This window comes from Nonomuraea roseoviolacea subsp. carminata, assembly GCF_024172185.1.
Classification (GTDB): Bacteria; Actinomycetota; Actinomycetes; order Streptosporangiales; family Streptosporangiaceae; genus Nonomuraea; species Nonomuraea roseoviolacea.
In genome coordinates, this window is record NZ_JAMZEC010000001.1 from 4,257,210 (window position 1) to 4,268,169 (window position 10,960).

Consider the following 10,960-nt stretch of genomic DNA (forward strand, 5'->3'; position numbering starts at 1 on the left):
AATCATGAACGAAGTACCGATCACCCGTACCGAGACGCCGGTCGACGAGCCGATCACCATGATCAACGCCTTCACCGTCCCGGTGGAGGAGTCGGAGACGTTCCTGCCGCTGTGGATGGAGAACGCCGAGATCATGGCGAGGCAACCCGGATTCGTCCGCGCCCGGCTGCACCGGTCGATGATCGACGACGCCGAGCTGCGGTACGTCAATGTGGCCCACTGGGAGAGCGGGAGGCAGCTCGAAGAGGCGCTGAGCAGGCCCGAATGGCAGGAGAGCGCCCAGCGGCTGCTCAATGATCCCGGTCTGCACATCACCGCGCGGCCCAGCATCTACGAGGTCATCGTCGACCTCCAGCCCTCCGACGACGGAAGCGCCGCAACGATCTGAAGCCGGCGCCGTGGCCCGGGCATCCGCTGAAGGAGACGCGGATGCCCGGGCCACGGTGTTGTGTACGGCAGGCGACCGGAGTCCCCTACCGGACGGTCGACGCCCGGCGGATGCTCCGCTCGTCGAGAGGGTGGAGAAGGTCCCGCCAGTCCGCCGGCCAGTTCGCCAGCGCCACGCCGATCATGATGGTCAGGTGCAGCGGCGCCGACACCTCCTCATACCAGGGCGCGACGTCGATGAGGTGCGTCGTCACCGCGCCGATCAGCACGAACACCAGCCCCGCCGCGCCGATGAACCTGACCCGCCGCCGCGGGACGAGCATCATCAGCCCGAGGACGAGCTCCAGGGCGCCGACCACGAACCGCATCCACGGCGGCCAGCCCCAGTCGACGAACTTCTCCGCGTAGGCCGGACCGAAGAAGGTCGGCCCGGGCCAGAACTTGGTGACGAAGCCGATGAAGAACGACGCGGCCAGATACCAGTAGAGGATCGTGGCCAGCCGTCGTGGCCAGGTACGTGCGGTCATGAGCACTCCGTCGTGTTCGCCATGCGGCTCAGCCCCACTTCTGGCCGGCGAGCTGCCGGGTGGTGACGTTGAGCCGGTTCGACAGGTTCGTGACCGCGGCCATCAGGATGATCGCGGCCAGCCCCGCCTCGTCGTAATGCCGGGCCGCCTCGTCCCAGATGTCGTCGGGGACCGGGTCGCTGCGGTCGGCGAGCCGGGTGGCGGCCTCCGTGAGGGCCAGCGCGGCCCGCTCGGCGTCGGTGAAGTACGGCGTCTCTCGCCAGGCCACGACCAGCCCCGTCCGCTCGTCGCTCTCGCCGCTCTTCCTGGCGCTACGGACCCCCGACTCCACGCAGGGGCCGCACCCGTTGATCTGGCTGGCGCGCAGGTGCACCAGCCCCAGCGTGGTCTCCGGCACGCCGCCCGTACGGGCGGCCTTGAAGAGCTCCTGGATGGGGGCCATCGCCGCCGGCAGGACGACGGCGGGATTCTTCATCCGTGTCTGCATGTGTTTCTCCGCTCCATGGGCTGGACTTCCGCCCTGATGACGCGCCCCGAGGGAAGGTTGTGACAGCGCGCCGTCTGTCACATCTCCGCGGTCGTTTGCGTCATCTGTTGCAGAGAGCACGAGAGGGACGGCGTCATGGTCATGGAGGAGAAGGAGCTGCTGGCCGGTTGGTTCCAGCAGCATCGCGACCATCTGTGGGCGGTGGCCTACCGGCTGCTCGGCTCGTCGAGCGAGGCCGACGACGCGCTCCAGGAGGCATGGCTGCGGCTCAGCCGCGCCGGCGCGGAGGACGTGCGGAACGTTCCGGGCTGGCTCACCACGATCGTCGCGCGGGTGGCGCTGAGCATGCTGCGCGATCGCCGGACGCGCCGCGAGGAGCCGCTACGTGTCTCCGGTCCGGACCCGATGGCCGGCCTTCGCGAGGCGGACGACCCCGAGCACGAGGTGGTCGTCGCCGACTCGGTCGGCCTGGCTCTGCTGGTGGTGCTCGACATGCTCGCGCCGGCGGAACGGATCGCGTTCGTCCTGCACGACATGTTCGCGGTGCCGTTCGGTGAGATCGCGTTGATCGTGAACCGTTCGCCGGCCGCGGCCCGGCAACTGGCCAGCCGCGCCCGCCGGCGCGTCCAGCACCCGACGACCCCGGAGGGCGGGACCGACTCCGTCAGACAGCGGGAGATCGTCGCCGCCTTCCGGGCCGCGTCACGCGACGGAGACTTCGCGGCCCTGCTCGCGCTGCTCGACCCCGACGTGGAGATCAGCGCGGACCGCACCGCCGTGCTCTCCGGCGCGTCGAGCCTGGTACGCGGGGCGGACGGCGTGGCGGAGACGTTCGCCGGCCGGGCCCAGGCCGCCGAGCTCGCGCTCATCGACGGGGTGCCGGGTCTGGTCTGGGCGCCGGGCGGACGGCCACGGGTCGTCTTCGCCTTCACCATCGCGAACGACCGGATCACCCATGTCGACCTGCTCGCCGACCCCGAGTACCTGGAGGACGTCGACCTGGTGATGCTCGGCGGGTAGGCCGCCCCTCGCCGGCCGAACAGGGAAGTGCTCAGGGTGAGGCGCGGGCACCGCGTCCTCACCCTGAGCGAGTCCGCCGGTTACTGCCTCCACTGCTCCGTCGGCGACACACCGGGCAGCGGCTTGCCGATGAGGGCCAGGGGGATGAAGAAGCAGACCTGGCCGATGGCCATGATGAGCGTGGCGAGGGCCTTCTCGTCGTAGTGCTCGCGCGCCCGCTCGTACAGCTCGTCGGAGACGCGCTCGCCGGTCGGGTTCGCGGTGAGGACGGCCTCCACCAAGGCGAGCGCGACGCGCTCGGCGTCGGTGAAGTAGGGGGCGTCCTGCCAGGACGCCACGGCGGTGATGCGCTCCTCCGCTTCGCCGGCCTTGCGGAGGTTGCCGGTGTGCAGGACCGTCAGGTACGTGTTGCCGACGATCTGCCCGGCGCGCAGCTGGAGCAGGCTGATGGTGGTCTCCGGGATGGAGCCGTTGCCGGTCGCCCTGAACATGGGGCCGCCGATGTCCTTCAGCTCGGGGACGAGCACGGCGGGGTTGGACAGGCGCGACTGGCGGTGCTGCTGCTCGGTGCTGGTCATGGTGATGGGATTCCTTTCTGAACGGTGTTTCGCCGCTATGACGCGCCCCGCGGGTCGAAGGTGACCGGCGACGGGCGTCACCGGGGGGTGCTGCCGAGGGGCTCGGCGCTCCGGCTGACGGGACGTGGCCGCAGGAGCAGGACGGCGGCGAGGATGGCGGCCAGGTAGAACGCGCCCGCCCCGAGCAGGCCGGCGGTGTAGCCGCTGGTGAGCGCGTCGTGCGGGGGCGTGCCAGGCGGTCGGCTCGCGGTGGCGGCGACGGCGATGCCGGCCAGGACGGCCAGCCCGAGTGCGCCGCCGATCTGCTGGCTGGTGTTGACCAGGCCGGAGGCGATGCCGGAGTCGCGGGACGCCACGCCCTGGACGCCGCCGATGGTGGCGCCGACGAAGCCGACGCCCAGGCCGACGCCGCCGGCGAGCTGGGCGGGCAGCAGCACGAACAGGGGGTTCTGGTCCGGGGTGAGGAGACCGAACCAGCCCATCGCCGCGGCGGCCACCGCCATGCCGGTCGCCAGGACGGTCCGGGTGGAGGTGCGGGCCTGCAGCGCGGGACCGACGACGCCGGAGCCGATGCCGATGCCGACGGCGAACGGCAGGTAGGCCAGCCCGGTGATCATGGGGGAGTACTGCTTGATCGTCTGCATGTAGAGGGTGAGGAAATAGAAGGTGGCCAGTTGGCCGGCGCCCATGAGCAGCATGACTATGTTGGCGCCCAGCCGGCCGCGGTCGGCCAGCACGCCTGACGGCAGCATGGGGCTGCGCGCGCCGCGCTGGATGGCCACGAACGCGACGAGCAGCGCCACCGCCACCGCGCCGAAGGCCAGGGTGAGCCCGTCGCCGATGCCGTGGGACCCGGCCCGGTTGATCGCGTAGACGAGCGAGCCGAGGGCCAGGGTCGCGGTGAGCGCGCCGGGCAGGTCGAGCCCGCCGCGCTCACGGGTGCCGGGCACCAGGGCGAACGTGCCGGCCAGGACCAGGAGCGCGATGGGGATGTTGACGAACATGATCCACCGCCAGCCCAGGTACTCGGTGAGCGCACCGCCCAGGAGCAGGCCGGCGACCGAGCCAAGGCCCCCCATGGCGCCGTACACGCCGAGCGCCCTGTTGCGCCGGGGACCGGCCGGGAAGGTGTCGGCGAGCAGGGACAGCGCGGCCGGGGCGACGATCGCGGCGCCGAGGCCCTGCAGGGCGCGGGCGGCGATCAGCACGCTCGCGTTGCCCGCCAGGCCGCCCAGCAGGGAGGCGGTCAGGAAGACCGTCAGTCCGGCGCGGAACAGCCTGCGCCGGCCGAACAGGTCACCGGCCCGGCCGCCCGCCAGCAGCAGGCCACCGAAGGCCAGGGCGTAGGCGGTGAGGACCCAGTCCAGGTCCGCCTCGTCGATGCGCAGGCCGGCTCCGATGACGGGCAGCCCCACGGTCACGATGGTGCCGTCCATCACCATCAGCAGTTGCGCGGCCGCGATCACCAGCAGGGCCAGGCTGGTGTCGCGGGTTCCGGAATGCGAGGTCATGTGGGCTCCTCAGGAGGCGGTGGCGGCGCTGTGGACGGCGGCGGCCAGCCGGTCGTGTTCGGGGTAGGACCAGCCGAAGCCGAAGCGGCGGCGGGTGTAGCCGAAGGCGATGCCGCTGAGCGGGTCGGCGAAGGACTCCGAGCCCGCCGAGCCGTCGTGGCCGAAGGCGTTCGCGGCGAGGAACGGGTAGCGCAGGCCCTTGGCCTGGAAGCCGAGCGCGTAGTTGCCCTGCTCGCCGCGGACCAGGTCGGCGCCGGTGGAGTGCAGCATGGAGAACTCGCCGACGGTGTCCGGCTTGAGCAGCGGGGGAAGTCCGTCGATGCCCCAGACGGCCGCCGCGTACAGGCCGGCCAGGCCGCGGGCGCTGCCCACCCCGCCGGCCGACGCCTGGCCGTTGGCGCGGACGGCGCGGGTGTTGGCGAAGGCCACCTGGTCCAGCGGCGGCGTGCTGTTGAGCCCGTACCCGATGCCGAGGATGCTGTGCGGGCCGGGCACGTTCGACCAGAACGCGGCCTCCTGCTCCGGGGTGGCGGTCCACCACCGGATCGGCCGGAAGCGGTGCTCCTCGGCCTCGGGCAGCCCCAGGTAGAGGTCCAGCCCGTACGGGGCGCGGATGCGCTCGTCGTAGACCTGCTGCAGCGACCGGCCGGTCACCCGCCGGATCACCTCGTTCACCATGGCGAACGAGACGAACCCGCCGTAGCCGTAAGCCGAACCCGGCTTCCAGTACGGCCGCTGCCCGGCCAGGCGGCGCGCGATCACCGCGTCGTCGGCCAGCTCGGCGGCCGACAGCCCGCCGTCGACGCCGATGACGCCGGAGCGGTGGGTCAGCACGTCCCGCAGCGTGATCCCGTCCTTGCCGGCGGCGGCGAACTCCGGCCAGTGCCGGGCCACCGGCTCGTCGAGACCGAGGACCCCCTCCTGCACCAGCAGCGCCACCACCAGCGTCGCGGCGCCCTTGGTGGAGGAGTACACGCCGGTCAGCGTGTCGCCGCTCACCTCGTCCCCGGTCCACAGGTCGACCACCCGCCGGCCGTGCGCGTAGGCGGTCAGTTGCGCGCCCACCTCGCCGTCCTGCTCGGCGGTCACCTCGGCGAACGTTTCGCGGACCTGCTCGAAGCCGTCCGCGACCGTTCCGTGGACATCTGTCCTGCTCATCCTCGGCAACCCTTCGTGAGTGAGTGTCGGTCGCCGGCATGACGGACGGTCAGGGGGAAAGGTGACCGGGTGCGTTCGCGGTCACCTTTTACTGGTTCGACGCGTCAGCATTCTGACCTGGCCGAGATGAGAGGAATGCGATCGTGACGCCCCATGACTTCCTGGCCGACCAGTTCCAGGGGCATCGCCCGCGTCTGCAGGCGGTCGCCTACCGCATGCTCGGCTCGCTGAGCGAGGCCGAGGACGCCGTCCAGGAGGCATGGCTGCGGCTGGCGCGCTCGGACGCGCGCGACATCGACAATCTCGGTGGCTGGCTGACCACCGTGGTCGGCCGGGTGTGCCTGGACATGCTCCGTGCCCGCAGGTCCCGACGCGAGGAGTCGCTGGAGGAGCGCCTGCCCGACCCGGTGATCAGCCACGCGGATGCCACCGACCCGGAGCGGGAAGTGCTGCTGGTCGACTCGGTGGGCCTGGCGCTGCTGGTCGTGCTGGAGTCCCTGACTCCCGCCGAACGGCTGGCGTTCGTGCTCCATGACATGTTCGGGATGCCGTTCGAGCAGATCGCGCCCATCGTGGACCGCACCCCCACGGCGGCCAAGAAGCTCGCCAGCCGGGCACGCCTGCGGGTCCGCGGCGCGACCCCGAGCCCCGACCCCGATCTGAGCAGTCAGCGCCGGGTGGTGGACGCCTTCCTCGCCGCCGCCCGCGACGGCGACCTCGCCGCGCTGGTGTCCGTCCTCAACCCCGACGTGACGCTGCGCGCCGACGGCGGGACGCTCACCGGCGGCATGCAGGTCGTCAGAGGTGCCGCGGCCGTGGCGGGACGGCTCGCCACCTTCCAGCGCATGGCCACGAGCGCCACCACCCACCCGGCGCTGGTCAACGGCCTTGCCGGCCTGGTCAACACCATCGACGACGAGCTGATCTCGGTCATGAGCTTCACCGTCTCCGACGGGAGGATCGCCACGATCGACATCCTGTCCGACCCCGACCGGCTGGCGCAGCTCGACCTCACCCACCTGGAGCCGTGACGAAGATGAACTTGACCCTGACACCGTGTCAGACGGCACTGTGCGGAGCATGTCAGTGACCTATGTCGGCTCCGGGCCGTACTGCTACGCCAACTCCCTCGCGATGGTCCTGGGCGGCGAGGCGCCGCCTCCGGCCGTGATCGAGGTCCTGACGGGCTCCCCGTACGGGATGCAGCTCATCGGCGGCCGGTTGCCGCTGTTCGACGCGTTCGGCTGGGACCCCGAGATCGGGATCGACGCCGCGCTCGGCCTGCTCGGCTGGGAGTGCGAGCGCGCGGACGGCGGGACGGCGGCGGCGGCGCTCGACCGGCTGCGCCGGGCCTGCCAGGACGGCCCGGTGCTGGCCGGGCCGCTTGAGCTCGGTCTGCTGGCATACCAGCCCGGGTCGGGCAGAGCGGTCGGCGCCGACCACTACCTGGTGGTGCTGGAAGTGGCCGGCGACACCGTGCTCGTGCACGACCCGCAGGGCTACCCGTACGCCACCCTGCCGGTCGACGCCTTCGCCGAGGCGTGGCGCGGAGAGCTGATCCCCTACCTGGAGCGGCCGTTCCGGATGCGGCACCGGTTCACCCGTCGCGAGCAGGTCGGCCCGGAGGAGGCGCTGCGGCGTTCGCTGCCCGCCGGACTGGCCTGGCTGGCAGGCCGTACGGACGTGGAGGTCCCGCCCGGCACGCTGGGGCTGGCCGAGGCCGCCGAGCGCACGGCCGAACTGGTGGAGGAAGGGCTGGACCCCGAGATCAGGACGCTGTGGCAGGCGTTCGCGGTGCGCGTGGGCGCCCGCCGCCTCAACGACCTGGCGGCCTGCCTGTCGTCCCTCCGCCTCGACGCGGGCGCCGCCGTCGCCGCCGAGCAGGCCCGCATCGTCGGGGGGCTGCAGGGTCCGCTGGTGTGGGGCGACGACGCGGCGCTGGCGGCGGGCCTGCGCCGGTTGGCTCCGACGTACGAACGGCTGCGCACAGCCCTGATCACCGCCTGAAAGGCGTCCCAGGACATGGAGGAAACACATCAACGAATGATCTGACGATCGATCGCGCTTCGATCAGGCTTTACGGCCGGTCGCCAGGACGAATATCGAGGGCGACTTGGTAGACCCCGGGCCGTGGAATCACATGAAGGCCGGGATCGTCCATCAGCCGTTGCATCGAGGCGCGCCATCCAGGGTCGGTCCGGGCCTGCTGGAGAGCTTTTCCGCTCTCCCATTCGGCGTGCGTGATGAAGCGCAGCTCGATGTCGTCGACCAAGGACCGGTACATACGGGTCCGGACGAATCCCGGCAATGCGGCCATGGCGGCCGCATTGCCTGTCCACAGCTCCAGAAATCGCTCTGCCTCCTCCAGCGGCACGGTGAAAGCATTGATCATCGTCACCGGCTCACTCACGGGCGCTTCGGGGATCGACACCTTCTCGCTCATTCATTCTCCTTTCTGTCCTGCACGCACCCATGGGCGGCGCAGGGAATGGCATCAATTGCTGACGCTCATCACTCGATCCACCTGAATCTCGATGACCACGAGCCCGGGCTGGGAGAGCGGCGGGGCAATATAGCGCCTGGTGTAGCGGCGCACTCCCTCAGCCACCCGCGCGGGGTCGTCGAATACCCTGGCGGGTCCTTCGAGTGTGATCCAGTGGAAGCCCGCCACCTGACACACCACAGCGCGGCTCCCGGGAGCAGCGATCAGGTTCCGGGCCTTGCGCCGCGCGCCGATCGTCAGGACACGGGCCAACCTCGCCCTTCCGTCCCAGGTGAAACGCACAGGCGCGACATGAGGGGACCCGTCAGGACGCAGGGTGGTCAGCGTGCACACGTGATCCTCGGCCAGGAACGCCTCGGACCAGGCCGGCAACCGCAGGGAACCCACCTTCATCATCCTCTCCACTGGTCGCTTCCCGCTCACGGCTGTGGCACGACACCCAGCTGCTGCATGACCTCAAGGGCGTTGAATTGATTCCAGTGCTCGCTGACCTTTCCGTTCTTGAAACGGAAATAGTGGAAATCGGCCAGGTCGACCGGCTTCCCCGTCGGTGGCACGCCCATGAGCGGCCCGTCATGGACGCCGGTCGCGAGAACGCGAGCCGCGACGAGATCGCCCTCGGCCACCACCAGGTCCAGTTCCGCCTTCAGACCACTCAACCCGTTTCGGGCCATGAGCGCCATCTGCTTGAATCCCTCGCGGTCGGAAGCCGCCGAGAAGAATCGCGCATGCTGCAGCGAGTGGTCGACGAAATCCTCCGCGAGGAGTTCGTCGACGACCTCCACGTTGCCTTGTTCGAAGACCTCGCGCACGATCCTGCGGATGACATCCTTCTGCATCTCCAGCATTTCCGACTTCTCCTTGCGTCGCGGCTCACGTGCGACGCTATCAACGACCTGTTCAGTACCGTCAACGCACCGAAGGGTGCGTTTTCCGGAGAAAATCAGACGCGATCACCTAGCATGACTTCATGGACGTTCACGCTGCTGCTCCTCCCGAAGCGGCGACCTGCCCGATCGAGCTGGCGATCCACATCATCGGCGGAAAATGGCGCATGCTCGTGCTCCGCTCGCTGTTGCTGGGAGGAGCCCAGCGGTACAACGGTCTTCTGGCGAGCGTCGCGGGCATCAGCCCGAAGGAACTGACGCGGAATCTGAGAGGGCTGGAAGACGCGGGGTTGATCGTCCGGGAGCCGGTACGGCGCGGTGAGTGCGAGATCGACGTCTACGCGGTGACCGAACTCGGCTCTGCCCTGCGCCCTGCCTTGAGCAGCCTCGGATCATTCGGAGTGCGCCTCATCCAAGACTTCGCGGCAAGGGAAGGGCGGGAGCGGCGGTGAGCTCGCGTGGCGAGGTGTGGCGTTTGGCGCGTCATGAGAAGGCAGAGGCGCTCGTCCCGCGGGGAGCACCCCGAACCGGCGGTCCCCCTTCGGTCTCCCAAGAGAGCTCCAGGAACTCCGCGGATTCCGGGACAGGGGTGAAACCACTGGTCAGGAGGGCGAGGAGTGGTAGGGCGCCCGGGGCTCGAACCCGGAACCTACGGATTAAAAGTCCGCAGCTCTGCCAATTGAGCTAACGCCCCATGCACAGCAAGGGTACAGAGACTACCGTCCGGTACGCGACGCCGTTCTCGCCTCATCACAGTAGCGGATCGGCGCCCCGCCGATGTCCCGCGCGGGCCGCCTTCATCGGTTCACGACGGGTCGGCGTGCAGGCGGTGGAAGTCGTCCAGGCTCTTGCGGTAGAGGGCGAGGTCGCTCTCCAGTTTCTGCCTGGTCAGCCGCTCCGGCTCCGCCTCGCGTACCGACCTGCCGAGTTCGGTCCAGAACGCGTCCGGAGGCAGTTCGTCCTCGTCCGGCGGGAAGAACTTCAGCGCCTCGGCGACGGCGTCGGCGGCGAAGCGCCAGTCGGTCGCCACACTCTCGTAAAGGTCGTCGTCCGACGGGTCGGCGGCGGCGAACAGCGCGCCTTCCAGCGCCCGGCTCGCGTACGTCGTGGCGACCAGGGCCCACTGCCCGGGGTCGATCAGCTCGGACATGCCGGAGCCGAAGAGCGCTCCTTCCTCCCGGGCGCCGGCCTCGGCCTCGTAGGGGACGAGGATCTCCGTGGCGCCGAGGGTGACGACGATCCCGTCCGGCTCGCGGGTGAGCGTCGCCTGCCGCGATGCCCCGGGCTCGCCGTCGTGGTTCAGCAGGTCCAGGTGGAGGTACGCCTCCACCAGGGAACGGGCCAGGCCGCGCTCAGGCATGGCCGGCCGCCAGTTCCTGGTAGGTGTCGCGGACGACCAGGAGCCGGTCGAGCTCGAACCGGCCGGGTTCGGTGGCCCGCATGCGTTGGCCGCGCTCGGACCAGAACGCGTCGTCGGGCACCGCGTCGGCCCCGGGCGGCACGAACTTGACGACCTCCTCCACGGCCGCCGTGGCGACCCGCAGCGCCCGCCGCGCCTCGGCCTGGTCGTCCACGGGCACGTTGCCGGCGCTCAGGTCGGCCACCCACAGCCACTCGCCCGCGTCGAGCAGCTCCGACGGTTCCGTGCCTCCGAACGTCGGATAGCCCGTGGGCATCACGGGCCGCTCGGGCAGCCCGAACAGGTACTCGCGGGAGGTCCCGCACTCCTCGCACGCGCCCGCGTAGCGGTTGACCAGCTCGCCCTCGACGCTGACCAGCCCGCTGCCCCAGGTGGTCTCCGCCGACCCGCACGCGCACGGGTGCAGGTCGAGATAGAGATGCGCCTCGTCCCTCGTCCGCGCCACCGCGAATCCCATAGTCGTCCTCTCCTCGACAGTCCAT

15 protein-coding genes and 1 tRNA gene are annotated in these 10,960 nt (G+C 70.4%); 5 read left to right on the top strand and 11 right to left on the bottom strand.

Annotated features, from left to right (window positions below; all coding sequences use genetic code 11):
- The first annotated feature begins 4 nt into the window (after positions 1–4).
- Positions 5–388 (top strand): antibiotic biosynthesis monooxygenase family protein, encoded by a 384-nt coding sequence (locus HD595_RS19930; RefSeq protein ID WP_253771175.1) that lies wholly within the window; start codon positions 5–7, stop codon positions 386–388.
- A gap of 85 nt (positions 389–473) precedes the next feature.
- Here HD595_RS19930 and HD595_RS19935 read toward each other — a convergent pair whose 3' ends face one another.
- On the bottom strand, positions 474–914 hold the full coding sequence (locus HD595_RS19935; protein ID WP_253771177.1) for a DoxX family protein: 441 nt from the start codon (positions 912–914) through the stop codon (positions 474–476).
- A gap of 28 nt (positions 915–942) precedes the next feature.
- Complete coding sequence (locus tag HD595_RS19940) at positions 943–1,401, bottom strand: carboxymuconolactone decarboxylase family protein (RefSeq protein WP_253771179.1); 459 nt, start codon at positions 1,399–1,401, stop codon at positions 943–945.
- Positions 1,402–1,536: 135 nt separating this feature from the next.
- Between HD595_RS19940 and HD595_RS19945 the strand changes: the two genes are divergently transcribed.
- Positions 1,537–2,421 carry a sigma-70 family RNA polymerase sigma factor gene (locus tag HD595_RS19945; protein WP_308211189.1) on the top strand — a complete coding sequence of 295 codons (885 nt, stop codon included), beginning with the start codon at positions 1,537–1,539 and terminating at the stop codon, positions 2,419–2,421.
- An 80-nt stretch (positions 2,422–2,501) separates the two neighbouring features.
- Here HD595_RS19945 and HD595_RS19950 read toward each other — a convergent pair whose 3' ends face one another.
- The 3 genes from HD595_RS19950 to HD595_RS19960 form a co-directional block, all read right to left on the bottom strand.
- Entirely contained in the window at positions 2,502–2,999 is a 498-nt protein-coding gene (locus HD595_RS19950) for a carboxymuconolactone decarboxylase family protein (RefSeq protein WP_253771181.1), read from the bottom strand.
- A gap of 77 nt (positions 3,000–3,076) precedes the next feature.
- The gene (locus tag HD595_RS19955; protein WP_253771183.1) at positions 3,077–4,510 is read right to left on the bottom strand and encodes an MFS transporter; all 1,434 of its coding nucleotides are present in this window, start codon (positions 4,508–4,510) and stop codon (positions 3,077–3,079) included.
- A gap of 9 nt (positions 4,511–4,519) precedes the next feature.
- Positions 4,520–5,668: a serine hydrolase domain-containing protein gene (locus tag HD595_RS19960; RefSeq protein WP_253771185.1), complete on the bottom strand. Its 1,149-nt coding sequence runs from the start codon at positions 5,666–5,668 to the stop codon at positions 4,520–4,522.
- A gap of 143 nt (positions 5,669–5,811) precedes the next feature.
- Between HD595_RS19960 and sigJ the strand changes: the two genes are divergently transcribed.
- Together sigJ and HD595_RS19970 are read left to right on the top strand one after the other, a co-directional pair.
- Positions 5,812–6,699 (top strand): RNA polymerase sigma factor SigJ, encoded by an 888-nt coding sequence (gene sigJ / locus HD595_RS19965; RefSeq protein WP_253771187.1) that lies wholly within the window; start codon positions 5,812–5,814, stop codon positions 6,697–6,699.
- 49 nt (positions 6,700–6,748) lie between these two features.
- Positions 6,749–7,675 (top strand): cysteine peptidase family C39 domain-containing protein, encoded by a 927-nt coding sequence (locus HD595_RS19970; protein WP_253771189.1) that lies wholly within the window; start codon positions 6,749–6,751, stop codon positions 7,673–7,675.
- Between the two features lie 70 nt (positions 7,676–7,745).
- Here the strand turns inward: HD595_RS19970 and HD595_RS19975 are convergent, their stop codons facing one another.
- The 3 genes from HD595_RS19975 to HD595_RS19985 are packed head-to-tail and all read right to left on the bottom strand — an operon-like array spanning position 7,746 to position 9,019.
- The gene (locus HD595_RS19975; RefSeq protein WP_253771190.1) at positions 7,746–8,111 is read right to left on the bottom strand and encodes an antibiotic biosynthesis monooxygenase family protein; all 366 of its coding nucleotides are present in this window, start codon (positions 8,109–8,111) and stop codon (positions 7,746–7,748) included.
- 51 nt (positions 8,112–8,162) lie between these two features.
- Positions 8,163–8,567 (bottom strand): TIGR03618 family F420-dependent PPOX class oxidoreductase, encoded by a 405-nt coding sequence (locus tag HD595_RS19980; RefSeq protein ID WP_308211190.1) that lies wholly within the window; start codon positions 8,565–8,567, stop codon positions 8,163–8,165.
- A gap of 23 nt (positions 8,568–8,590) precedes the next feature.
- Positions 8,591–9,019 carry an ester cyclase gene (locus HD595_RS19985; protein WP_253771192.1) on the bottom strand — a complete coding sequence of 143 codons (429 nt, stop codon included), beginning with the start codon at positions 9,017–9,019 and terminating at the stop codon, positions 8,591–8,593.
- Between the two features lie 122 nt (positions 9,020–9,141).
- On the opposite strand from HD595_RS19985, the gene HD595_RS19990 reads away from it, so the two are divergent.
- Entirely contained in the window at positions 9,142–9,510 is a 369-nt protein-coding gene (locus tag HD595_RS19990) for a winged helix-turn-helix transcriptional regulator (RefSeq protein WP_253771194.1), read from the top strand.
- A gap of 166 nt (positions 9,511–9,676) precedes the next feature.
- Here HD595_RS19990 and HD595_RS19995 read toward each other — a convergent pair.
- The 3 genes from HD595_RS19995 to HD595_RS20005 form a co-directional block, all read right to left on the bottom strand.
- Positions 9,677–9,752, bottom strand: a tRNA-Lys gene (locus HD595_RS19995).
- A gap of 111 nt (positions 9,753–9,863) precedes the next feature.
- Positions 9,864–10,418 (bottom strand): hypothetical protein, encoded by a 555-nt coding sequence (locus HD595_RS20000; RefSeq protein WP_253771196.1) that lies wholly within the window; start codon positions 10,416–10,418, stop codon positions 9,864–9,866.
- Positions 10,411–10,935, bottom strand: coding sequence for a hypothetical protein (locus HD595_RS20005; RefSeq protein ID WP_253771197.1), 525 nt, complete (start codon positions 10,933–10,935; stop codon positions 10,411–10,413). The genes HD595_RS20000 and HD595_RS20005 overlap by 8 nt, the downstream gene beginning before the upstream one ends.
- Positions 10,936–10,960: the final 25 nt, after the last annotated feature.